The organism is Tianxiuia mixotrophica (assembly GCF_050596425.1).
In the GTDB taxonomy this organism is placed as follows: Bacteria; Bacillota; Clostridia; order Peptostreptococcales; family Acidaminobacteraceae.
The window spans coordinates 1,662,179-1,688,114 of the sequence record NZ_CP192292.1; the positions used below are offsets into that span (position 1 = coordinate 1,662,179).

The 25,936-nt window shown below is 39.6% G+C and carries 22 protein-coding genes; all 22 read left to right on the top strand.

Annotated elements, in window-relative coordinates:
- The first annotated feature begins 16 nt into the window (after positions 1 to 16).
- Positions 17 to 9,769 carry a S8 family serine peptidase gene (locus tag ACQ4KW_RS07170; RefSeq protein ID WP_430885852.1) on the top strand — a complete coding sequence of 3,251 codons (9,753 nt, stop codon included), beginning with the start codon at positions 17 to 19 and terminating at the stop codon, positions 9,767 to 9,769.
- Positions 9,770 to 9,774: 5 nt separating this feature from the next.
- The gene (locus ACQ4KW_RS07175) at positions 9,775 to 10,134 is read left to right on the top strand and encodes a hypothetical protein (RefSeq protein ID WP_430885853.1); all 360 of its coding nucleotides are present in this window, start codon (positions 9,775 to 9,777) and stop codon (positions 10,132 to 10,134) included.
- A gap of 338 nt (positions 10,135 to 10,472) precedes the next feature.
- Complete coding sequence (locus ACQ4KW_RS07180) at positions 10,473 to 11,342, top strand: tyrosine-type recombinase/integrase (protein ID WP_430885854.1); 870 nt, start codon at positions 10,473 to 10,475, stop codon at positions 11,340 to 11,342.
- 17 nt (positions 11,343 to 11,359) lie between these two features.
- Positions 11,360 to 11,770: a hypothetical protein gene (locus tag ACQ4KW_RS07185; RefSeq protein ID WP_430885855.1), complete on the top strand. Its 411-nt coding sequence runs from the start codon at positions 11,360 to 11,362 to the stop codon at positions 11,768 to 11,770.
- A 325-nt stretch (positions 11,771 to 12,095) separates the two neighbouring features.
- On the top strand, positions 12,096 to 13,619 hold the full coding sequence (locus tag ACQ4KW_RS07190) for a DNA primase family protein (RefSeq protein WP_430885856.1): 1,524 nt from the start codon (positions 12,096 to 12,098) through the stop codon (positions 13,617 to 13,619).
- A 15-nt stretch (positions 13,620 to 13,634) separates the two neighbouring features.
- On the top strand, positions 13,635 to 13,847 hold the full coding sequence (locus tag ACQ4KW_RS07195) for a hypothetical protein (protein WP_430885857.1): 213 nt from the start codon (positions 13,635 to 13,637) through the stop codon (positions 13,845 to 13,847).
- A 164-nt stretch (positions 13,848 to 14,011) separates the two neighbouring features.
- Positions 14,012 to 15,256, top strand: coding sequence for an IS110 family transposase (locus ACQ4KW_RS07200; RefSeq protein WP_430885858.1), 1,245 nt, complete (start codon positions 14,012 to 14,014; stop codon positions 15,254 to 15,256).
- A gap of 158 nt (positions 15,257 to 15,414) precedes the next feature.
- Positions 15,415 to 15,636, top strand: coding sequence for a Mor transcription activator family protein (locus ACQ4KW_RS07205; protein ID WP_430886548.1), 222 nt, complete (start codon positions 15,415 to 15,417; stop codon positions 15,634 to 15,636).
- Positions 15,637 to 15,834, top strand: a complete 198-nt coding sequence (locus tag ACQ4KW_RS07210; RefSeq protein ID WP_430885859.1) for a hypothetical protein — start codon at positions 15,637 to 15,639, stop codon at positions 15,832 to 15,834.
- A 24-nt stretch (positions 15,835 to 15,858) separates the two neighbouring features.
- A complete protein-coding gene (locus tag ACQ4KW_RS07215; RefSeq protein WP_430885860.1) occupies positions 15,859 to 16,398 on the top strand; it encodes a hypothetical protein in 540 nt (179 codons plus the stop codon).
- Positions 16,398 to 16,634 (top strand): hypothetical protein, encoded by a 237-nt coding sequence (locus tag ACQ4KW_RS07220; protein ID WP_430885861.1) that lies wholly within the window; start codon positions 16,398 to 16,400, stop codon positions 16,632 to 16,634. Before ACQ4KW_RS07215 ends, ACQ4KW_RS07220 begins: the two co-directional genes overlap by 1 nt.
- Positions 16,635 to 16,985: 351 nt before the next feature.
- Entirely contained in the window at positions 16,986 to 17,855 is an 870-nt protein-coding gene (locus tag ACQ4KW_RS07225) for a tyrosine-type recombinase/integrase (protein ID WP_430885862.1), read from the top strand.
- A gap of 17 nt (positions 17,856 to 17,872) precedes the next feature.
- The gene (locus tag ACQ4KW_RS07230) at positions 17,873 to 18,283 is read left to right on the top strand and encodes a hypothetical protein (protein ID WP_430885863.1); all 411 of its coding nucleotides are present in this window, start codon (positions 17,873 to 17,875) and stop codon (positions 18,281 to 18,283) included.
- Positions 18,284 to 18,608: 325 nt separating this feature from the next.
- On the top strand, positions 18,609 to 20,132 hold the full coding sequence (locus tag ACQ4KW_RS07235) for a DNA primase family protein (RefSeq protein WP_430885864.1): 1,524 nt from the start codon (positions 18,609 to 18,611) through the stop codon (positions 20,130 to 20,132).
- Between the two features lie 15 nt (positions 20,133 to 20,147).
- Positions 20,148 to 20,360: a hypothetical protein gene (locus ACQ4KW_RS07240; RefSeq protein ID WP_430885865.1), complete on the top strand. Its 213-nt coding sequence runs from the start codon at positions 20,148 to 20,150 to the stop codon at positions 20,358 to 20,360.
- 164 nt (positions 20,361 to 20,524) lie between these two features.
- A complete protein-coding gene (locus ACQ4KW_RS07245) occupies positions 20,525 to 21,769 on the top strand; it encodes an IS110 family transposase (protein ID WP_430885866.1) in 1,245 nt (414 codons plus the stop codon).
- Positions 21,770 to 21,885: 116 nt separating this feature from the next.
- Complete coding sequence (locus ACQ4KW_RS07250; RefSeq protein WP_430885867.1) at positions 21,886 to 22,149, top strand: Mor transcription activator family protein; 264 nt, start codon at positions 21,886 to 21,888, stop codon at positions 22,147 to 22,149.
- Positions 22,150 to 22,347, top strand: coding sequence for a hypothetical protein (locus ACQ4KW_RS07255; protein ID WP_430885859.1), 198 nt, complete (start codon positions 22,150 to 22,152; stop codon positions 22,345 to 22,347).
- Between the two features lie 139 nt (positions 22,348 to 22,486).
- Positions 22,487 to 23,101: a hypothetical protein gene (locus ACQ4KW_RS07260; protein WP_430885868.1), complete on the top strand. Its 615-nt coding sequence runs from the start codon at positions 22,487 to 22,489 to the stop codon at positions 23,099 to 23,101.
- Between the two features lie 13 nt (positions 23,102 to 23,114).
- On the top strand, positions 23,115 to 23,462 hold the full coding sequence (locus ACQ4KW_RS07265; RefSeq protein ID WP_430885869.1) for a hypothetical protein: 348 nt from the start codon (positions 23,115 to 23,117) through the stop codon (positions 23,460 to 23,462).
- A 325-nt stretch (positions 23,463 to 23,787) separates the two neighbouring features.
- Positions 23,788 to 24,657, top strand: a complete 870-nt coding sequence (locus ACQ4KW_RS07270; RefSeq protein ID WP_430885870.1) for a tyrosine-type recombinase/integrase — start codon at positions 23,788 to 23,790, stop codon at positions 24,655 to 24,657.
- Positions 24,658 to 24,674: 17 nt separating this feature from the next.
- On the top strand, positions 24,675 to 25,085 hold the full coding sequence (locus ACQ4KW_RS07275; RefSeq protein ID WP_430885871.1) for a hypothetical protein: 411 nt from the start codon (positions 24,675 to 24,677) through the stop codon (positions 25,083 to 25,085).
- The last annotated feature ends 851 nt before the right edge of the window (positions 25,086 to 25,936 follow it).

Here is a 25,936-nt window from a genome sequence, read left to right on the forward strand (position 1 = left end):
TATAGGGAGTTCAAAAATGAGATATAGATTCAAAAAAATGTGGGCAGTTTTAATGGTAATGATTTTTTTAGTGAACATAGTTGGACCATCGGTGGTACATGCAACAGAAAATGAAGAACTAAGTGAAACGACATATGAAATCCAAAAAACAAAAAAGTTTATAGTCTTATTTCAAGATGGAAAAAGTGATTTGGCAAAAGAATATCTTAGTCATTATGAAAATGACCTGATAAAAAATATTAAAGAGAAAAAAGATTATTTAGAAATCAAATTAAATGATCCATTGGACTTGCTAACATTATCATCACATATAAATTACTATAATTCACATGAGATATTTTCTGGAGTGTATCCTCAATTTTACTTTATAAAGAATAAAGATAGATTATTAAATAAGATTGTGAAAGAGAGAGATCTCACTGAGGAAGGCAATGCTAATACAACAACTTCTGGTAGTGCAGTGACTGTAGAAGCCTCAACTAGTGTGACAACTGATGAAAACATATTAGAGAAAAAGCAAATTATAGTAAAAATGAAAACCGATAAAGCAACGAGTAATTGGAATAAATTGCGACTAGTTAATGAAGCAATTTCAGCTTTTTCGGCGAATATTGACAGTGACTCAAAAAATGATAGTGATGAGGAAAACCTGTTGCTTGAAACAAAACTTGACGCAATTAAAAACAGAATAGAGAGTAAGAGAAACGTTAAAGCAAGCACTTTGAAATCTGAAGCGAGTCAAGGCGAAATAAAAATAAAAAATAAAGTAGGCAATATTCAAATAGTTGAAGTTACAGAGGCGTATGACGTTGAGGAAGTGGTAGATGAATTAACCTCCGACCCTGATATTGAATATGCACAACCTAATTACAAACTTTCTCTATTTTCCACTGATCCATATTATCCAAATCAATGGGGATTAGAGAATAAGGCACAAAATATTAACGGAATGAATGGATTATCATCAATTGATATAAATCTAGTGACAGCTTGGGATAAGAGTAAGGGATATAAAGCTATTGTTGGTGTCCTCGATTCTGGAATTGATATTTATCATCCTGATCTGAAAAACAATATTTATGTCAATGATAAAGAGGTTCCAAACAATGGATTAGATGATGACGGTAATGGTTTTGTTGATGATGTCAATGGCTGGGATTTTTATAATGGAGACAATTCTGTATATGACAAGTTTGAGAATGATCATCATGGCACGCATATAGCAGGTATTATAGGTGCTGGACAAAATGGTATTGGTATCTCAGGTGTGGCACCAGAAGTTCAAATAATGCCACTAAAGTTCTATGGCAAGGATGGCGGTTATACTTCTGATGTTATTGAAGCAATCCTGTACGCAGAATCGATGGGGGTAGATGTAATCAATTGCAGTTTTGGTGGTCCAGAAGAAAACTATGCACTTAAAGAAGCCATTGAGAATAGTGACATTATATTCGTAACTTCTGCTGGAAATAATAATGAAGACCTTTCAAGCTCACCGGTATATCCAGCAGCATATGAACTGGACAACATTATAACTGTTGGCGCTATCGACAATAAAGGAACTAAATCCCTCACATCAAATTACGGCGAATTAGTTGATGTCTATGCGCCTGGCGTTGATATAATTAGTACCGCTGAAGATAATCTATATGTATACGGTAGTGGTACATCCCAAGCATCAGCATTTGTCTCAGGGATAGTAGCACTTATAAGAGCTTCAAACAAATCAGTAACACCACTGAAAGTGAAAAATGCCCTCATTGATGGTGGAAAATACAATGAGGATACAGCTGGTAAACTTGTTAATGCAGACAGTTCATATTTTAAATTTGATAACCTAGATGCAGAGTTTAATAAAAATATAGCTGATACTATTGAAGTATATAATAAGTTTTATGAACAACTTGATTTTGTAAATGAAGGAGTAGCATATACAGATTTATCTATAAATCAACAAAAGAGACTCATTGATGTATATAAGATAGATAAAACCTATTTTGAGAATATGTCTTATGAAGGCAGAGACTTAGTCGAATCTTTAAACGATTTGGAAAAGACTATGTTTACGAGATATGAAAGTTCCTGGGTTGTTCAAATAAATGACGAATCCGAAATCAAGATCAACACTGAAAAAGTAGAAGAATTGAATCAAAGATTATTGGAACTTAAAGCAGAAGTAACGAGTGGCAGTAGTATACAAATACATGATATTTCACCACAAATAGTCTCCACAAGCAAAATCGGTGATAGTTTCATTGAATTAACTTTAGATTCGATAGTAAGTTGGAGAGACATTGTATATATTCTAGGTGGAAATTCAATCGAGAATATACAGCCAAATTTTAAATATGAAACATTCGATTTAAAATTAAAAAGCTATGAGAAGGCAGTTAATGAAAGTAATACTTTCGGTCTTTATATAAGTGACGAAGACTTGAAAGAATGGAATGAAAAGAACTATAATGGTGAAGTTTTTGCTGGAACTAATATTACATCTGGTTCAGCTATAGAGTTTAAATATGTACTTGATAGTGAGTTGAATAGCAATAGATTCTATCCTGTGACTTATAATGAGAAAACAGGAATTAAAACAAGCGATATTCTAAAGTCTATAGAATTATTTAATGAGGAAGGAATTGATACGGTAATTCAATCATATAAGAGCAATGTGTTGGATTATGCTCTTCAGAATAGTTTTTGGAATTCGGGTATTTTAACGAAACAAATGCAGAGTGATTATGATCTATATAGCGAGTTATCATCAATTGAAATAGAACAATTACATTATGGAGAAGAAGGGATAAATCCGTATAGTGGTAATTTTTCTCATTCGGTAACAGATATTGAAATAGATGTTCCGGGTTTTAAAGACGGATTGGTCAGAACCTATAATTCTAAAAGTGAAAAAGATGTTGGCTTAGGGAAGGGTTGGTCTTTCAACTTAGACTGTAAACTATATGAGCGTCTATATATGGAAGGATATGATGTAGAAAACAGGGGGAATGTTGTTGCTTCAATACCAGGCGGTGGTAGTGTAACTTTTCATAAGTCCAATGGGGAATATGATGCCAAGGGCTTGAACCATAAACTAGAATTAATTAATGATAAATTTATACTCAGAACAGATGATGGCTATAAATATTCATATAAAAGGGATACGAGTTATACACCAAAAGAAGACGGAGTTAATTTCTACACATACTATTTAGATACAATCACAGATCCTTCAGAGAATTATATAAAACTAGATTTTTCAGAGGAAGATAGCATAGATGGAGTTGTCCTAAACTACTTCATTGATTCAAGTGGTAAACGTTATGACTTTTATTATGGTTTCAGAGACGGTTCGGTTTCAACTTATGGATTACTTGATAGAATAGTTGATAGAGACGGAAACGGAGTGAAGTATTATTACGACTCCTCTAGAAATGTTAGATATGCAAAAAAACTTATTGATGGCAAAGAAGTTCTAACAGAATCCTATAGATATAGTCGATTTTATAAAGGTGCAAATTTAAGAATACACCAGGATAAGATGACAGAAGTAAGTTACAATAAAGGTTGGAGTAGCAATCCTGATGAGATAATAGATTACAAAGATGGATATAATGGCAAGGCGAAAGCACATACGATATGTGGGAGAATAAAAAGATCCTATCATGCGTCTGGTTATCCAGATGCTTTTGCATATATTACAGAGGAGTCGCTTGATAGTTCATTTGATGAAAGAGTTATAAGAAAAGATTATGACAAGTATGGTTATATAGTACGAGTTACCTATCCAGACGGGCGCGTTCAAAATGTGTCCTATCAACATTATTATAAAGGATACTGGGATCCAAGTGTAAATTATGGTGATATAAAAAAATATGTTGATTTAAATGGTAACGAAACAAGCTTTGTTTACAAGGATTTTAGGGTTCAACAAATGATAAATCCTGATGGTTCAGTTAAGAAGTATGAATATGATAATACAGGATATAAAACGTTGGAAATAGATGAAATTGGTGTTTTAGTAAGTACAACCACCCAAAATGGACTTCCGCTTAATGTGAGTAGATATTTATCTGCTGATGAGTCATTAGTAAAAAAATATACATATACAAGTCAAAAGAATACTGTAGACAATGCTTACGAAAAGCACAATTTAGTGTCAAGAACTTTAAAAGGGCTTATTAAAACTGAAGTGGATGAAGAGGGCTTTACTAAAAGCTATACTTACAACTATCAAGGGAATGTAGCAACTAAAACCGTGGGAGCTGTAACAAAATACTTTTTGTACGATGATGATGGAAATCAAGTTGCGGAATCTTTTGTTGATATAGAATTCTATGATGACAAAAATGCTATATATTCAAGAGAGTTTGATTCTAGTGGAAATTTACTAAGAGAGAGAACTATAAATTCTAATGGTGACTTTTGTTATGTAAGGAATATTTACAATAGTAAGAATGAATTGATTAGATCCATAAAAGCAGATCAGTATGATATTTCAAATGAATCCAATATAGATAACATAGCTGAATCTGTATACACCCATAATGATTTAGGATACTCTTATCAGTACAATAATCTTGGAGAGAAAATTCTTGAAAAAGATCCACAAGGTAATATAACGAAATATGAATATGATGCTGTGGGGAATATTAAAAAGAAAGTATATCCTGATGGTTCAAGTAACTATTACGAGTATGATTTGTTTAAGAATTTAACACATGTATATTTCAAAGAGGCTGATTTAGAGTCCGATGTTACAAAAGGTTGGTTAATTGAGTCATATAAATATGAAACAGTTCCAATTGAGGGAAGTGCTAACAAGAAAAAAGTTACAAAAACTGAGTATCTTAGTGAAGATAGAAGTAAGTTCCGTGAAACAATATCCATTTATGATTTTAAGGATAAATTACTAACGGAAACATACGATGATGGATCTAAAATTGAGAATGCATATCTAAAAAATGGATTACTCGATTATTCTGTTAATAAATTAGGTGGCCATACATATTATGACTACGACAAGCTAAATCGTTTAATAAGAAAATGGACGGAAGTTGAGAAAAACGAATATAGATATGAAGGAATAACTTATTTCAAGAATGATAAAGTAAAATCAAAAAGCACTTCTGACTTGATTGTGATTATTGCTGAAGGACGACCTAATATTACAAATATTCCTGAAAGTTTAATAACTCGTGAATTTAAGTACAACTCTAGTGGTGATATAACCGAAGAAAGAATAACTAGTTTGGCAGATGGTTTAGACAATGAGTTGTTAATTAAAACTAATTATGATAGCAGAGGTTTTATAGATAATAAATACACATTTGTTAGTAAATCAGAGTCCATATTTGAAGAGTATGATTATGATAATTATGGACGAGTGGTTAATGTGTGTAAAACAGTTCGAAAGGGCGATCTAAAAGGGTACGACTTTAGCTCAAATGAAATGGAGACTACTGAAACTGTTTATAGGTATAATGGCTCTGGTAAAATAGATTCACTGCAAACACCTGTTTCAACAACTGAATATAGATACGATGAGCTTGGTAGAGTTGTATCAGAGACGATAAAAGATGTGGACTATGTTAATAGTTCTGGTGTAAACCTTGTAAAAGACAAGATGGTGACAAAAGACTATGATTTTAATGGAAACGTTGAGACTATAATAGATGCGAATGGCAATAAAACTGAGTATAGGTATGACAGTCGGGGCAACTTGCTATATGAGAAGAAAACAGTGACTTCTGAAGGTACAGAGCAAACTCTAATTCATGCATATGAGTATGACTTTGCAGGAAGACTTATAGCAGAAGTTACTCCAGAAAATTATACAGGGAGTACAATTGATATCTCTAGTTCACTTTCTAGCTATAGCAGAACTGAATATACATATAATGATGTGGACCAATTAATATTAGAGACGTATGTATATCTGGATGAGCAAAATAAGTGGACAACTATAGTAAATAAAGCATACGACCATGATGCTGCTGGCAACATTGTTAAAGAGTTAAATGACATAGGTTACAACAATGGGACGGGAGATGTATCAAACAAAATTGCAACGGGATATGGTGCCGAGTTTACCTATAATCTGGTTGGAGAACCAACTGAGATATTGTCTGCCGAACATAAGAGTAGCGGAATTGATTATACCAGCAAAACTGTATACAATGGTCGCGGTCTTGTAAGCAAAGAAATTGACGGATTAGGCAATGAGTTCATTAAGAAATATGATGCATTTGGAAATTTAATTGAAACGAGACACAATCCTAGCAATGGTCCTGAAGTGACATTGTCAAAAGCTAAACACAACTACATAGGTTTACCAGTTGAAGTTAGAGATGGTGAAAACAATGTAACTGCATTTAAGTACAATGCATTTGGGCAAGTTCGTGAGGAAGTTTATCCATATGATGAAAGTATTGGTGCATACTCAATAAAATATCAGTATGATGAAAACGGGAGAGTTTTAAGAAAGTTTGATACTGCTGGTAAGGAAGAAATATTCAGCTATAACAAGCTGGGAAATATAACCTCAAAAACCTTAAAAACCACAAGTGGTACAGGAAAAGTATACACCGCAATCTCTAAATATGATCTAAATGGTAATCTTAGATATTCTACAGATCCAAATGGAAATATAATAGAGACAAAGTATGATGAACTTGATCGTGTTATATCAACAATTATAGATGTAAAGGATGTGGATGGAGAAGTAACGAAACATATCGAAGAAAAGGTGTATGATAAAAACAACAATATCACAGTAAAACGTGATTGGACGGGTAACGAAATCCACTATAAGTACGATGACATTGATCGACTTGTTCAAACCATAGATCCAAGTGGTATAGTTATTGAAAAACGAGTATATGATACCGCGCATCAGCAACGATTCTCGTATAATGCTAAGGGCAATTATTCAGAGTTTGTCTATAACAAGGATGGACAAATTATTGAAGAGTATGATCTATTGCGTAGAAGAATAATAAAGACATATGACATAAGAGGAAATGTAAAAACTATAAAAAATGATGTAAAAAATGTAACAGATCAAAGTGACTTAGTGACAACTTATATTTATGATTCGATGAACCGATTGTGGAAAGTGATAAATGCAAAAGGGGAAACAAGTGAATATCTATACGATTTGAATGGGAACCTAGTTTTTCAAAAAGATGGACGCGGTATTACAACCACGAATGAATACAATACTAGGGGACTTTTGAAAAGACGTATTGATGATGGCGGACGTACTGGAACTGAAGGAAATTATCAATATACTCTTGGCAAAGTAGAAAATTACACATATTATTCGAATGGTCAAAGACACACTATACTCGATAGAAATCAGAATATCATAACAGAAACATATAATTTGCTTGGTCTTATTAAAACGAGATCAGCTGGAGAAATTGAACTTAAGTATGAATATGATGGTGTTGGTAATTTGATCAAAATGAGTGATCAAACAGGCACAACAATATATGAGTATGATGCGTTAGGTAGAAACATTTCGAAATCAGTTCCGAATCAGGGGAAAGTGACATTCAAATACGATGTAAGAACGGACGAAAAAGGTGATTCACTTATGAGTGGGTATACTTCACTCGTTCAAACTGATCCTGCTGGAGTAATGCAAAAAGTCTTTGATAAGCATGGCCGTCTGAAGCAAGTTGTAGATGGTATTGGTTCCAATGACCTAAGTAGGACAATCTATGAGTATGATGAAATTGGTAATAAGACGAAAGTTTTGTATCAGTCTGGTGTTCAGGAAGTTTACACTTATTATCCGGATAATCAAATAAAGTCATTAGTTAATAAGAATGTTGATGGTTCAAATATTGACTCGTATTTATACACTTATAATGAGTTAACAGGACTTCAAGAAACAGTTCAAGATTCTAGAGGGAAGACTACGTATGTATATGATGAGCTTAATAGATTAAAAGTAATTGAAGAGCCAGATATGCAAACAATTTATAGTTATGATGCATCTGGGAATAGAAGATCTGAACTTAAGACTAATGGAATTGGGTTAGCTGTTCAGAATTACTACTATGATGAACGTAATAGGTTAACTGGGACAAAAGCTGAACATTTTAAATACTCATTTAGTGGTAGACCAATAATTAATGAAATTAATGAGCAAAACAATGAGTATAATGTGTTTAATCAATTGGTGAAGACGGTCCAAGGTGGTAAAACAGTTCAAAACATTTATAATGGTAGAGGGCAACGAGTGGTCAAGAAAGTTGCAGATAAAGAAACACACTATCTATATGTTGGTCGTGATGTTGTCCTTGAGCGAAATAAGAATGGAGATGTAACTGCGAGAAATACGATGGGTACGTCTTTGATATCTCGCCAGTCAAATGGAGAAGAGTATAATTACTTATTTAATGCGCATGGAGATGTAACTGCTCTTATAGATCAAACAGGTGTAATAAAAGCAAAGTATATGTATGATGCATTTGGAAACCCTATCGAGTCACAAGATATGACAGATAACCCATTCCGTTACTCAGCCTATCAATATGATGAAGAAACGGACATGTACTACTTAAATGCTAGAATGTATGATGCTAAATATGCTCGATTCTTACAAGAAGATACCTATAGAGGTCAACTAAGCGATCCGTTAAGTCTAAATTTATATACTTATACCTCGAACAATCCAATCAAGTATTATGATCCAAGCGGACATAATCAGCAGATGAAACAAAAAAATGATAATTCAAGACATTCTGAACAAGTAAAAATGAAAACTGATAATGGTGAAAAATATGTGGAAAAAGATGAGGTTGTAAAAAAAGTTGAAAGTGTTATAAATAAACTTCATGAGTCGGGTGGAACATTACAAGTCCTTGGTAGTGAAGATATATTGAATGATGCTAATAAAAAAAATCTGTCTAGTCTGGAAAGCTTGTCTGATCTTGATGCACTTGAGACTGCGGAAGAAGTATTACAAGGAACATATCAAGGTCTAGAGTTTGATACTTTAACCATAACTGTTGATGACATAAAGTACAAATATGATGCTACTAAAAATGAGTTTAGTGAAGTTATTTTGACTGGTGAGGGGGAGAGTCAAAGTGAATATGTATTTGCTCCATCAAACTGGCAAAATGAGTTACAATCAAACATTGAGCCGCTAATTGATCAAATACCATCTAACATAACAGGTGATCAAAGGAATCAATTAGTTGATGCAATAATTTTAGCCGAAGCGAAAAAACTTCAGAATAAGTATGATACTATTTACAATTCAAGTGATAACGTAATATATGGATTAAGAACGATGTTGACTGGACAAGAGAATGTTCATGATACGTTGTCACCACTATATGAGGAGTACATAATAGAATCGTATGAACAGAATAAACTTGTAGAGGCATTTGTTGAAGGGTTTACAATTGGATTGCATGCTGGAACTTGGCATGCAGCATCACTTCCGACAAATAATGGGACTCAGAATGTTTTCAGTGCTGGATCAAAATCAGATGCTATAACTGCACTAGCAGACTTGCCTGATGATGTCGCATCTAATTTTAAGAGATTCATAAGAAAGAGTGGCAGTGGTTATACAGAGTATACTGTTGATGTTTTGGAAAATGGTAATTATCAAATGAAAATGTTGAAGCCAGGTAACCATTCTGGATATGCTGAGTACTACAAAATCATTGATAGTAGTGGAAAGACTGTGAATGTCTATAAAGATACATTCACTAACGCAGGCAATTTCATTCATAGAAAGTATAAATAGGTGATATGATGAACTATTCAAAAGTACTTGAGGATTTTAGAGATTTGAAAATTAATAAAGGTGATGTTATCGGCATTGGTGGCACAGGGATTTTCAATGAAACAGAAACAACAGTGATGATATGTAATTCTCATGTAGTGAATCTGTTAGAGCATTTCATTTCAGGGGAGATTGATGACATTAGAGCTTTAGAATGGGTAAATACAGTTTGGTTTTCCGATGTGTTTGACTATTGTGAAGAAGGTTGTGATTGTATAGCTAGCGTTATGAGCAGATTGGAGAGAATTGATGAAGACTTCAATTTGAATCCAAATACAGCTGAAATGCTCTTGAATGCACTTGAGGAAAATATTGAACTCAATTAGTGTTCGATTTTGCTGATGTTGTCTGATTGCATAAAATCTATTGAACTAACAACATAAAACACTGAATCTAGCGGTGGGAAGACAAAACAAAGTCCTTCCATCGCTTTCTTCCGTTTTTGAATAAGAAAAACTCACTGCAGAATAATAATTCTGCCACCAGTCACACGAATTCAGTGCGAATCACAAGCAGAAATACCGCAAACAGGCTCAGAATGGATTGTGGGAAGAATCCAGAACACCGAGTCCCAAAACTGAATACAACATGAATCAGCGTGCAAAGAGATCAGAGGACAATAACCTATGGTCTCTTTTAGTCGTTTTTGGAAAGGAGCAAAACTATGCAAACAATCAAAGCCTTCGAGGAATACCTCAGACAAGATGGAAAAAGCGAAAAGACAATAGAAAGCTATACCTCTGATCTCGGAGGACTAGAGGTATTCGTCAAGCAAAGAGAAATAAACTTCGATGGCACACTCAATAGATTCCTAATAAGTAGCTACCGCACCATGCTTCTTGAAACAGACTACGAACCAACCACCATCAACAAGAAAATCAACAGCTTCGCAAGCTATAACAGATTCCTAATCGAAAAGGACATCATGACAGAAATGGTTGTGGACTACAAAAGAGATAGAGTCAAAATAGCTAAGGGATCAGAGAAACCTGTGGAAGTCTACGATGAAAAACTGACAGACAGGCTACTACTCTATATTGAAGACAATGTCAGTCTCAGGGATAAGGCAATTGTCCAGCTCCTGTTCTACACAGGGGTTCGTGTCAGTGAACTGTGTTCCATAAGAGTCAAAGACATCGACTTTCTTTCGCATCAGCTCAGAGTTTGTGGAAAAGGTGGAAAGTACCGAGAAATCCCCCTGAAACCAGAAGTTGTGGAGTCAATCAAAGCCTACCTAATCGACCGTCAGAAACATAAGTATAGCGATTCAGAATATCTGCTACTAGGACAGCGTGGTGCAGTGGGAAGAGATGCCATCAATAGCATGCTAGTGAGTCTAACCAAGAAGGGAAGCTTCTCTGAGCGGCTCAAGCCACACACATTCCGTCATACATTCTGTACAAGACTCATCAACAAAGGTGTTCCTCTAACAACGGTCAGCAAACTAGCAGGACATGCCCACATAGAGACAACAGCCAAGTTCTATATTTCGTGTAGCCGTAAGGAAAAAGAACAGGCAGTCAGCCTTCTGTAGAGAAAGGGAGAAACCTAATGAAGATCATAAACAGATGGAAAACCATCGAAGAAATAGAGACTAAGAATGACCTTCCAAAAGAGCTACTGGAAGAGATCAAAACATACTACAGATTCCTTGTGGACAATCTCCCAGAGAAAGAAGACTACAAATCCTACTTTCTTAGCAACATCGGTGGTATTGTCGTTCTGGAAGAAGACGATATCATCACACACTTGCCTCATATCGGCATGGATGTAGGAAATGGGGGAATCTTTGGTACATTCCCAGAGTTCGTGGACACGCTGGAACTGGGACACAGGATATTCCACAGAATCACTATCATACAAGGGGGCAACTTCGGATGGGTGGTCTATGTGGAAAAGGGCACACACGGCAAGAGGCTGGAAGACTGGATAGATAAACAGAAGGGAGAATGGAATGAGTAAAGTACAACTGGCGATACTGATAACTAAGGCGGCACTGCTCATCATGGAAGGCATAGGGAAACACAATCCACCACCCAAACCAAGACCACAAAAATCATGAACTTAGTCTATGTACAGAAAAAAATACAAAATATTTTTTCACGAGTGTTTTGGCAAGGCTATAGTCGCCGAAACACTTGCGGTATTTCCTAAAAACCAGTCATATCAAGGTGTGTGGAGTTGACGCTTATGAAATAGTAGCGTATATTCAGATGCATCAGAGAGTATTGACGTCAATCTGGTAGCTACCTTCCTCTGAAATAAAAATTCGGAAGGAAGAAAACCAATGAGTACTAAAAAACTGAAAGACAAAGCTGATATGACACAGGAGGAACTCGATCTGTATGATAGAGGATTCCTCATAGATGAAGATGGGGAAGTGGCGAAATTCAACGCTAACTACTATGCCATCTACATCAAGAAAAACTATAACCTCATCTACAGCAGTGATGGACATTTCTACAGCTTCGATGAAGGGGTCTGGAAGCAAGTTCCAAAGTTCGAGTTGTTGCAGTTCTTGCGTGATGAGCTCCAAGAGCCAAGATTCGGAGTCTGGAACAGCAGACGAGAAGAAGAATACCTAAAAGCTCTCATGCGGGAGCTGTACCTGATTGGTGAATTCAACGAAGAACGCCATCTCATCAACATGCAAAACGGCATGTTTGACACAGAAACACTTGGGATGAAAGACCACAACCCAGACTGGTACAGCACCATACAGCTTCCCATAGAGTACGATCCAGAAGCTAAATGCCCAAAATTCCTTGCATTCCTTGACCAGATATTCGATGGTGACAAGGAACTGGTAGAACTGGCACAGCAGTGGTTCGGCTACTGCATGAGCATGGAGACAAAGGCGCAGAAAGCTCTGATTCTCTATGGTAGCGGAGGGAACGGCAAAGGTGTCTTCACTGACATACTCAGCCAAGTAGTAGGTGAAGAAAACATTGCCCATGTGCCACTCAACGAACTCCACAAAGGATTCTCAAGAGTGACACTCTACGGCAAAACGCTGAACCTGTCTTCTGAAAACGAAATGGGTGGCAAAAGCATGAATACCCAGTACTTCAAAGCCATTACAGGTGAAGATACCATCACAGCAGAACAGAAGGGTAAGCCTGTCTTCTCCTTCAGACCAACAGCCAAGATTGTGGCATCGACCAACAACATGCCATCAACAAGAGACCGTTCGGATGGATACTTCAGAAGACTGTCCATGATTCCATTCGTAAAATCGTTCAGAGGAAAGAAGCAGGACAAGCATCTGAGAGACAAGCTCGTGGAAGAACTTCCTGGCATCTTCAACTGGGCAGTAGAAGGTCTAGTCAGTCTGAAAGAAAATGAGTACCAATTCGTAGCAAGTAAAGCCAGTGAAGAACTGCTTGAAAGTTACAGACAAGAAATGAGTCCAATGATGGTATTCTTCGAAGAATGCATCGATCAAGATGAAGAAGGTCACAGAGAAAGCAACAAACACATCTATGGCTTCTTCCGAAAGTGGTCTGAAGACAATGGTCACTCTGGATATGCAAACATCTCCAACAAGAAGTTCTGGAGAGAATTCGAAGCAGAAGCAGACAGACTCGGATACAAGTGGCAGTCCAAACGAACAGGAAGCTTCCGATACCACACAGGAATCAAAATAAAGCAGGAATTCCGACAAGAGCTTCCCAAACTGCGCCTCCACCCAGACATTCGCAAAGAACTGGAATCAGAGGACGAGAAACAAGTTGAAAAAGGACAGAAGAAGGCGACAAATGGACAGAAAAAGGGCAAGAAAAGTCCATCAGAAAACAAGCAAAACCAATAACTAGGACATGTGGGCGTGTCGAAGTCAGTGCCAACAGAACGCAAGACACAAGCAGAAAAGGCGATTCTCAGGCAGAGAGAAGCTGGTAGTTTCTCCGATGCGTCCACACGACCAAGACCACATAAATCAATTGTTCTGGAAGATGCAGTTGTGTCCAAAACACAACCGTGCCACGACCAGAATGCAGTCAGAAAGCGAAACAACAAGGAAAACAAACATACATCATAAAATAGGTAGAACTGAATAAGCGATCAACGCTCGTTTGCCAAAGCAGACCAGCGTAAATTCCAGTCCATAACGGACAGGCTTTCTTCCCCGTGCGCCCCACTCGAAAGAGTTGGAGAGTCGTTTGAACTGAGGTTGCCGACGTTGATTCTGGAAGGAGAACAAACATGACACAAAGAAGCATGAACACAATCTACGTAGGTGTAGATACCCATAAAGGTATCCATGTAGCTGTAGCCATCAATCAGATGAATCAGCAGATTGGAACACTGACCATAAAGAACAAGCCCTCTGAATTCGAGGGTTTCTTGAAGTACTTCAAAACACTATCAAAAGATCTGGTGCCCGTATTTGGACTGGAGGACACAGGTGACAACGGCAGAAATCTGGCTAGATACCTGATAGACAATGGGCAAATCGTCAAGGAAGTCAATGCCGCATCAGCAGCCATCTTCCGCAGTCAGGCGAACTACAAGAAGAATGACGAGTTCGATGCTCGCTGTGTGGCACTTACCATGCTCATGCAGTGGGAAACACTCAAGGACGTACACATAGAAGATCAGCACTGGACACTGAAACAACTAGTCAGTCAAAGAGACTCTTTTGTCGAGTCTAAAACCAAAGTCAGACACAAGCTCCATGAAGTCCTAAAGCACAGCTACCCAAGCTATGACAGATTCTTCTCGGATATATTCGGTAAGGGTGCGCTCCATTTCTGGGACACATACCCATCACCAAAACACCTAGAGAATGTGTCTGTAGAAGAACTTGCCATAGAACTGAGAAAAGGCAGTCGCAACTCACTGTCCACTCGAAAGGCAAAGCAGATCAAAGAGCTGATAGAATCTGATGGACACATGCCACAAAGAAGTCAAGACAACAGTGATTTTGTCATTAGAAGCAATATCAAGATGATTCGTGTCTACAACGAAGTCATGAAGGAGATTGAGGACAAAATCAAGATCAACATGAAAGAACTAGGCTACAAGCTGGAGACAATGCCAGGAATAGACACCGTACTGGCATCCAAGATTGCGTCAGAAATAGGTGACATCAGCCGTTTTCGCAGTCCTGATAAGTTAGCCAAGTTCGCAGGAATTGCACCATATGAGCACAGTTCTGGTGGCAAATCAAACTTCCACAAGAGCAAGCAAGGTAATCGAACACTGCACAAGGCATTCTACAATCTTGCAGTACAGCAAGTCCAAGTTTCTAAGAAAGGTGATGGACGTAATCCAGTGTTTAGTGAATACTATCTGAAGAAGCAGTCAGAAGGGAAAACAAAGGGACAAGCACTAGTTTGCGTGATGAGAAGACTTGTCAGCATCATCTTCGGCATGATGAGAACAAAGACAGAATATCGTCATCCTGTTCCAAAAACAGCAAAAGCAGAACTGAAAATAGCGGCATAAACAGACGGACAGTGGAGCAATCTGCTGTCCGTTTTGCCTTGCAGAAAACAAGGGGAAAGACAAGGCATTCGCCACGAGAGAAAGATTTGAATACAAGCTATATTTGATAATGAGGACTGAAAGGGGGACTTGGCATAGGACAGCAAGCACTGAATGGAATCTATGAAGAAATCGCCGAAGACATCTCGGAGGAAGTAGCAAGGCTCATGCACCACCACTACAAGGGCATGCAGATTTGTTTTCCTGTGCGTCTCTATTCGGCAAAATACGTGAAGAAACAGCTAAAATCTTGTGGGAAGAACGTCAACTACAGGGAAATGGCAAGAAAGTACGGCTACTCAGAACGGTGGCTCAGACAGATGAACAAGGAGGAAAAATAAATGTTGGAACTGCTCAGTGGTGTTGGAATTCTGGGAATAATCGTGGTCGCACTGTTCTCTGGAAGATGGGTAACAGGCTTTGTGGGGATCGTCCTGACTATTCTAGCATTCGGACTCATGGGAGGCATGCTTGGCGCAACAGCAGTGTCAGTAGCATTTCTCATCTACATGGTCAAAAGCTCAAGAGAAGAAGTCTAGGAACAACAGAACACACATGATAGAATGGTAGTAACAGGAAATAGAACTGTTGCTACCCTTTTTTCTGACAACAGTTTGTCTACTGAGGGGGAGAGTCAAACTGATCCGATGAACCAAGATGTTTCAAAAGCAAGTATGGCTGGAGTATTGGTTCTAAGTAGGAACAAAACTGTTCGAGAAATTGGTGGACTAGTTATTATAACCACAGTTATAACGGCTCCGATGGTGGACAAAGTAAATGATTTTGTCGATGGAATCAATAGTTTTACTGATAGCTTATTCAATGCTGAAGCCGTGGATGATAGTGAGTCAGATAGTGAAATTCCAGATCCAACAGGTCCATCGCAGTTACAACAACAGGTAAATAAAGGTCAAGCTCCACGAGGCGTTGATAGAGTAGATAAGCCACATGTTCCAGGTCAAAAGCCACACGTTCACTTTGATGATGGTACTTCTATAAATAATGATGGTACTATACATGATAAACATAGAGGAACACCTGATCCAAGTAAGAAGGTTAGGAAATGGCTTGAGAAGAATGGATGGCAGTTAGGAGATTATTAATGAAAGTTTACGGTTACCAAAAAAATAGTGATGATCTAATTGAATTGAATGAAGTGTCAATAATGGGAGACATTGAGGAGTTGGAGAAACTTGTGAACTACTTCAAACATGTGTTAGATGAACATGGTAAAGTTTCGGATGATACAGAAATGTGTCACTCTCATATCCGTGACTGGGATGATAAATGGGATGATAATCAACCAGACATCATTGTAGTTACTACGAATGAAAAATAGACCAATAAGTAGTAATTTGTTTCATTGCTCGAATAGCTCATAGCATAAAGTATAGCAATCTGGATGCAAAACTACAAAACTAGAGCGGTGGAAAGACAAAACGAAGTCATTCCATCGCTTTCTTCTGTTTTTGAAGCAACAAAACTCACTGCAGAATCATAATTCTGCCATCAGTCACATAAAATCAGCACCAAATCACAAACAGAAACACCATAAACAGGCTCAGAATGGATTGTGGGAAGAATCCAGAACACAGAGCGAGAAAACCGAATATAAGAGGAAACAACGTGCAAAGAGACCATAGGATAACACCCCTATGGTCTTTTTGTCGTTTTTGGAAAGGAGAAAACAATGTCAACAATCAAAACCTTCGAAGACCATCTCAGACAAGATGGCAAAAGTGAAAAGACGATAGAAAGCTACATAGGAGATCTCAGGGGTCTGGAAACTTTCCTGCAGGAACGAGACATGGAGCTAGGGGGTGCGCTCAATCGTTTTGCAATAAACAGCTACCGCACCATGCTTCTTGAATCAGACTACGAACCAACCACAATCAACAAGAAAATCAATAGCTTCGCAAGCTATAACAGATTCCTAATCGAAAAGAATACCATGGCTGAAATGGTCGTGGACTACAAACGTGACAGAGTAAAAATAGCCAAGGGATCAGAGAAACCTGTGGAGGTCTACGATGAGAAACTGACAGACAGGCTACTTCTCTATATTGAAGACAATGTCAATGTCAGAGACAAAGTGATTGTCCAGCTTCTGTACTACACAGGTGTTCGAGTCAGTGAACTATGCTCCATAAGAATCAAGGATATCGACTTCCTAACACATCAACTCAAAGTCTGTGGCAAGGGTGGAAAGTTCAGAGAAGTTCCACTGAAACCAGAAGTTGTGGAGTCAATCAAAGACTACCTAGTTGCACGACAAAATCATAAATACTACGATTCGGAGTATCTGCTACTAGGTCAACGTGGTGCAGTGGGTAGAGATGCCATCAACAACATGCTAGTGAGTCTAACCAAGAAGGGTAACTTCTCTGAGCGACTCAAGCCACACACATTCCGTCATACATTCTGTACAAGACTCATAAACAAAGGCGTTCCTCTAACAACAGTCAGCAAGCTAGCAGGACATGCCCACATCGAAACCACAGCCAAGTTCTACGTCTCGTGCAGCCGAAAAGAAAAAGAACATGCAGTCAGCCTTCTGTAGAGAAAGGGAGAAACCTAATGAAGATCATAAATAGATGGAAAACCATCGAAGAAATAGAGGCTAAGAATGTCCTTCCAACTGAACTACTGGAAGAAATCAAAATGTACTACAAATTCCTTGTGGACAACCTCTCAGAGAAAGAAGACTACAAATCCTACTTTCTTGGCAACATCGGTGGCATTGTCGTTCTGGAAGAAGACGATATCATCACACATTTGCCTCATATCGGCATGGATGTAGGAAACGGAGGAATCTTCGGTACATTCCCAGAGTTCGTGGACACACTGGAACTGGGACACAGGACATTCCATAGAATCACCATCATACAGGGAGACAACTTCGGATGGGTGGTCTATGTGGAAAAGGGCACACACGGCAAGAGGCTGGAAGACTGGATAGACAATCAGAAGGGAGAATGGAATGAGTAAAGTACAACTGGCGATACTGATAACTAAGGCGGCACTGCTCATCATGGAAGGCATAGGGAAACACAATCCACCACCCAAACCAAGACCACAAAAATCATGAACTCAGTCTATGTACAGAAAAAAATACAAAATATTTTTTCACGAGCGTTTTGGCAAGGCTATAGTCGCCGAAACACTTGCGGTATTTCCTCAAAACCAGTCATATCAAGGCGTGTGGAGTTGACGCTTATGAAATAGTAGCGTATATTCAGATGCATCAGAGAGTATTGACGTCAATCTGGTAGCTACCTTCCTCTGAAATAAAAATTCGGAAGGAAGAAAACCAATGAGTACTAAAAAACTGAAAGACAAAGCTGATATGACACAGGAGGAACTCGATCTGTATGATAGAGGATTCCTCATAGATGAAGATGGGGAAGTGGCGAAATTCAACGCTAACTACTATGCCATCTACATCAAGAAAAACTATAACCTCATCTACGGCAGTGATGGACATTTCTACAGCTTCGATGAAGGGGTCTGGAAGCAAGTTCCAAAGTTCGAGTTGTTGCAGTTCTTGCGTGATGAGCTCCAAGAGCCAAGATTCGGAGTCTGGAATAGCAGACGAGAAGAAGAATACCTAAAAGCTCTCATGCGGGAGCTGTACCTGATTGGTGAATTCAACGAACATCGCCATCTCATCAACATGCAAAACGGCATGTTCGACACAGAAACTCTTGAGCTGAAAGACCACAACCCAGACTGGTACAGCACCATACAGCTTCCCATTGAGTATGATCCAGAAGCTAAATGCCCAAAATTTCTTACATTCCTTGACCAGATATTCGATGGTGACAAGGAACTGGTAGAACTGGCACAGCAGTGGTTCGGCTATTGCATGAGCATGGAGACAAAGGCGCAGAAAGCCCTGATTCTCTATGGTAGTGGAGGGAATGGTAAGGGAGTTTTCACTGACATACTCAGCCAAGTAGTAGGCGAAGAAAACATTGCCCATGTGCCACTCAACGAACTTCACAAAGGATTCTCAAGAGTGACACTCTACGGCAAAACACTGAACCTGTCTTCTGAGAATGAAATGGGTGGCAAAAGCATGAATACCCAGTACTTCAAAGCCATCACAGGTGAAGACACCATCACAGCCGAGCAAAAAGGCAAGCCTGTCTTCTCCTTCAGACCAACAGCCAAGATTGTGGCATCGACCAACAACATGCCATCAACAAGAGACCGTTCGGATGGATACTTCAGAAGACTGTCCATGATTCCATTCGTGAAGTCGTTCAGAGGGAAGAAGCAAGATAAACACCTGAGAGACAAGCTCCTAGAAGAACTTCCTGGCATCTTCAACTGGGCAGTAGAAGGACTTGTCAGTCTGAAAGAAAACGAGTACCAGTTCGTAGCAAGCAAAGCCAGTGAAGACTTGCTTGAAAGCTACAGACTAGAAATGAGTCCAATGATGGTATTCTTCGAAGAATGCATCGATCATGATGAAGAAGGACATAGAGAAAGCAACAAGCAAATCTACAACTTCTTCAAAAAGTGGTCAGAAGACAATGGACACTCAGGATACGCAAACATCTCCAACAAGAAGTTCTGGAGAGAATTCGAAGCAGAAGCAGACAGACTCGGATACAAGTGGGAGTCCAAACGAACAGGAAGCTTCCGATATCACACAGGAATCCGCATCAAGAAGGAATTCCGACAAGAGCTTCCCAAACTGCGCCTCCACCCAGACATTCGCAAAGAACTGGAATCAGAGGACGAGAAGCAGGCGGAACAGGGACGCAAGAAGGCGACAGAAGGACAGAAAACGGACGAGAAAAGTCCGTCAGAAAGCAAGCAAAACCAATAATTTGGACATGTGGACGTGTCGAAGTCAATGCCAACAGAACGCAAAAAACAAGCAGAAGAGGCGATTCTCAGGCAGAGAGAAGCTGGTAGTTTCTCCGATGCGTCCACACGACCAAGACCACATAAATCAATTGTTCTGGAAGATGCAGTTGTGTCCAAAGCACAACCCGTTTGCGACCAGACAACAATCAGAAAACGAAACAACAAGAAAAACAAGCATACATCATAAAATAGGTAGAACTGAATAGGTAATCAACGCTCGTTTGCCAAAGCAGACAAGCACAAATTCCAGTCCATAACGGACAGGCTTTCTTCCCCGTGCGCCCCACTCGAAAGAGTTGGTGAGTCGTTTGAACTGAGGTTGCCGACGTTGATTCTGGAAGGAGAAAATCAATGATAACTAGAAATACTAACACAATCTATGTAGGTGTAGATACACATAAAGGCATCCATGTCGCTGTTGCCATCAATCAGATGAACCAGCAGATTGGAACGTTGACCATAAAGAACAAGCCCTCCGAATTCGAGGGTTTCTTGAAGTACTTCAAAACACTATCAAAGGATACAATGCCTGTATTTGGACTTGAGGACACAGGTGACAACGGCAGAAATCTGGCTAGATACCTGATAGACAATGGGCAAGTGGTGAAGGAAGTCAATGCCGCATCAGCAGCCATATTCCGCAGTCAGGCAAACTACAAGAAGAATGACGAGTTCGATGCTCGCTGTGTGGCACTCACCATGCTCATGCAGTGGGAAACACTCAAGGACGTACACATAGAAGACCAGCACTGGACACTGAAACAACTGGTCAGCCAAAGGGATTCGTTCGTAGAATCGAAAACAAAGGTCAGACACAAGCTCCACGAAGTCCTAAAGCACAGCTACCCAAGCTATGACAGATTCTTCTCGGACATATTTGGAAAGGGTGCGCTCCATTTCTGGGACACATATCCATCACTAAAACATCTGGAGAATGTGTCTGTAGAAGAACTTGCCATAGAACTGAGAAAAGGCAGTCGAAACTCCCTGTCCACTAGAAAGGCAAAGCAGATCAAAGAACTGATAGAATCTGATGGACAGATGCCACAAAGAAGTCAAGACAACAGTGATTTTGTCATAAGAAGCAATATCAAGATGATTCGTGTCTACAACGAAATCATGAAGGAGATCGAGGACAAAATCAAGATCACCATGAAAGAACTAGGATACAAGCTGGAGACCATGCCAGGAATAGACACAGTACTGGCATCCAAGATTGTGTCAGAAATAGGCGACATCAGTCGTTTTCGCAGTCCTGATAAGTTAGCCAAGTTCGCAGGAATTGCACCATATGAGCATAGTTCTGGTGGCAAGTCTAACTTCCACAAGAGCAAGCAAGGCAATCGAACACTGCACAAGGCATTCTACAATCTGGCAGTACAGCAAGTCCAAGTCTCTCGAAAAGGTGACGGACGTAATCCAGTGTTCAGAGAGTACTATCTCAAGAAACAAGCAGAAGGCAAGACGAAAGGACAAGCACTTGTTTGCGTGATGAGAAGACTTGTCAGCATCATCTTCGGCATGATGAGAACAAAGACAGAATATCGTCATCCTGTTCCTAAAACAGCAAAAGCAGAACTGAAAATAGCGGCATAAACGGACGGACAGTAGAGCAATCTGCTGTCCGTTTTGCCTTGCAGAGAACAAGGGGAAAGACAAGGCATTCGCCACGAGAGAAAGATTTGAAGACAAGCTATATTTGATAATGAGGATTGAAAGGGGGACTTGGCATAGGACAGCAAGCACTGAATGGAATCTATGAAGAAATCGCCGAAGATATCTCAGAGGAAGTAGCAAGACTCATGCACCACCACTACAAGGGCATGCAGATTTGTTTTCCTGTGCGTCTCTATTCGGCAAAATACGTGAAGAAACAGCTAAAATCCTGTGGGAAGAACATCAACTACAGGGAAATGGCGAGAAAGTACGGCTACTCAGAACGGTGGCTCAGACAGATGAACAAGGAGGAAAAATAAATGTTGGAACTGCTCAGTGGTGTTGGAATTCTGGGAATAATCGTGGTTGCACTGTTCTCTGGAAGATGGGTAACAGGCTTTGTGGGGATCGTTCTGACCATTCTGGCATTCGGACTCATGGGAGGCATGCTTGGTGCAACAGCAGTGTCAGTAGCATTTCTCATCTACATGGTCAAAAGCTCAAGAGAAGAAGTCTAGGAACAACAGAACACACATGATAGAATGGTAGTAACAGGAAATAGAACTGTTGCTACCCTTTTTTTCTGACAACAGTTTGTCTACTGAGGGGGAGAGTCAAACTGAATACTTGATGCAGAATTCTCCTACTATGAATGGTATGGCTGATGGTCTATATCTTGGCGGTATTACTGATTGGATCTTAGACAAAACCATAGGTCTACCTGATGAGTACGTTGAGTCAAAGTACGGTGGAGAGTATGCGGACAACTTCAAGACTGGTCAAATAGCTGGTAGTACGATGACAATAACATATGGTGCTACTGAAGCGGTAATTGCTCTGATGAACCAAGGGACTCCAGTAGCTGAAAGTGTTGAAATAGTGAGTTCTGAGACTGCTAATAGCGTAAATCAGAAGTTAGCTAATATGGGCTATACAGAAGCTCCATATAAGCCTGGAACAGTGGTTAATACAATAGAACTTACAGAGCAATCGACTTTCGTTCGAGTCTACGATGGAGTGAATTCTCAGCAAGCAGGCGGCTGGGTAATGCGTGCAAAAGATATCGCAGGATTAACCCCAACTGAAATTCAGAATAAATTTGCATTACCATCTACACCTAAATATGTTACAGATGCAGTTTTTGAAGCAGGAACACGTTTGAGAACAGGGGTAGCAAACGGTCTATTTGGTCATGATGGTGGTGGAACCCAATTTGATTTGATGGGACAATATATTGGAGAGTTTGTAAATTCAAGACCGTTACCTTACTAGGAGGATTAGACAAATGAATGTAACAATTGATAATAATAAAATAATTGTTGGGGAAAATGAATGTAGATTCGATCATCCGATTCTAGACTACGTTCACTCTGATGGCGTGTATATTGTAGTTCTCAATATTCCGAAAGGAACTAAAGAGATAGATAATGTCTATGGGGTGAATGAAAATGGAAAACTGATTTGGAAGATTCAAAGCGTAACTGATGCTTTTGGAATTGCTGAAAACACTCCATATATATCGATTAGAATTGACGAGAGTGATTCCGTAGTGGTGAACAATTTCTTCGGGATGCGCTATGAAGTCGATCCTTCAGATGGCACGTTGAAGAAGAAAGAGTGTATATCATGGTAATGATTATAAAGTCATAGCATTAAGCTGAAATAACTGAATACATTTAAACTGTTATTGAGCGGTGGAAAGACAAAACAAAGTCCTTCCATCGCTTTCTTCAGTTTTTGGAACAATAAAACTCACTGCAGAATCATAATTCTGCCATGAGTCACACAAAATCTGTACTAAATCACAAGCAGAAACACCATAAATAAGCTCTAAATGGATAATGGGAAGAATCCTGAGCAGAGAATCAGAAACTGAATACAAAGTGATACAGCACACAAAGAGATCAGAGGATAGCAACCTATGGTCTCTTTTGTCGTTTTTGGAAAGGAGCAAAACAATGTCAACAATCAAAGCCTTCGAAGACCATCTCAGAGAAGATGGAAAAAGTGAAAAGACGATAGAAAGCTACATAGGAGACCTCAGGGGTCTGGAAGCTTTCATGCAGGAACGTGACATGGAGCTAGGGGGTGCGCTCAATCGTTTTGCAATCAACAGCTATCGTACCATGCTTCTGGAAACAGACTACGAACCAACCACCATCAACAAGAAGATCAATAGCTTTGCCAGCTACAATAGATTCCTAATCGAAAAGAACATCATGACAGAAATGGTTGTGGACTTGGGGCGTGACAGAGTCAAAATCGCAAAGGGATCAGAGAAACCTGTGGAAGTATACGATGAAAAACTGACAGACAGGCTACTACTCTATATTGAAGACAACGTCAGTCTCAGGGATAAGGCAATCGTCCAGCTCCTGTTCTACACAGGGGTTCGTGTCAGTGAACTGTGTTCCATAAGAATCAAGGAAATCGACTTTCTTTCGCATCAGCTCAGAGTATGTGGCAAAGGTGGAAAGTACCGAGAAATCCCCCTGAAACCAGAAGTTGTGGAGTCAATCAAAGCCTACCTAATCGACCGTCAGAAACATAAGTATAGCGATTCAGAATATCTGCTACTAGGACAGCGTGGTGCAGTGGGAAGAGATGCCATCAATAGCATGCTAGTGAGTCTAACCAAGAAGGGAAGCTTCTCTGAGCGGCTCAAGCCACACACATTCCGTCATACATTCTGTACAAGACTCATCAACAAAGGTGTTCCTCTAACAACGGTCAGCAAGCTAGCAGGACATGCCCACATAGAGACAACAGCCAAGTTCTACGTCTCGTGCAGCCGAAAAGAAAAAGAACACGCAGTCAGCCTTCTGTAGAGAAAGGGAGAAACCTAATGAAGATCATAAACAGATGGAAAACCATCGAAGAACTGAAGGTTAAGAATGACCTTCCAAAAGAGCTACTGGAAGAAATCAAAACATACTACAGATTCCTAGTGGACAGCCTCCCAGAGAAAGAAGACTACAAATCCTACTTTCTTGATAATATTGGTGGCATTGTCGTTCTGGAAGAAGACGATATCATCACACACTTGCCTCATATCGGCATGGATGTAGGAAACGGAGGAATCTTCGGTACATTCCCAGAGTTCGTGGACACACTGGAACTGGGACACAGGACATTCCATAGAATCACCATCATACAAGGGGACAACTTCGGATGGGTCATCTATGTGGAAAAGGGCACACACGGCAAGAGGCTGGAAGACTGGATAGACAATCAGAAGGGAGAATGGCATGAGTAAAGTACAACTGGCGATACTGATAACTAAGGCGGCACTGCTCATCATGGAGGGAATCGGGAAGCATACCCCACCAAACCCTTGTCGCCCACGCAGAAAAAAGAGTGCCTGAAATCTGGGAAACACAGTCGCATGTTACGAAAATGTAACAACTGACACGATCAAGCACTATCAATAGATACAGAGGAAAAGACTGAAAAAGTCCATGAAAACTGCAAAAAATATTCGACGTGGACGTACTGGGCTAGAAAATCCATAGGAGGACAAAAGTATGGAGGAACTGGCTAAAACGTACTCGTACCAATGCTTTTCAGAAAATAGTTCCCATGCTAAAATCGACCGAAAGGATGGGAATCCGTCCAGCGGTAAGTTCCAGAACAGCTGCAGTTGCGGTCGAGTCTGGACACGGCAGGGTCACAATCAGGGCGTGTTCCCGGAGGCAGAAACACAGTCAGCGCATCCAGTAGGACATGTGGGCGCATCGAGAGACAAAACAAACACACAGCGGAAAGAACGAAAAAGAGAAGCCGCTCTGTGTGCTGGCAAAACAAAGTGCATCCGAACGCGTCCATGCGACCAAAACCAGTCACACCAAGAGAAGCAGAAGTCGAGAATACGTCCAAAACGTGACCGACTTGCGACCGTCAGTGTCCCATCTGGAACTAAAAAGCGAATCAACAAGAACAACAAACATACATCATAAATTAGGTAGAACTGAATAAGCGATCAATGCTCGTTTGCCAAAGCAGACAAGCACAAATTCCAGTCCATAACGGACAGGCTTTCTTCCCCGTGCGCCCCACTCTCAGGAGTTGGTGAGTTGTTTGAACTGAGGTTGCCGACGTTGATTCTGG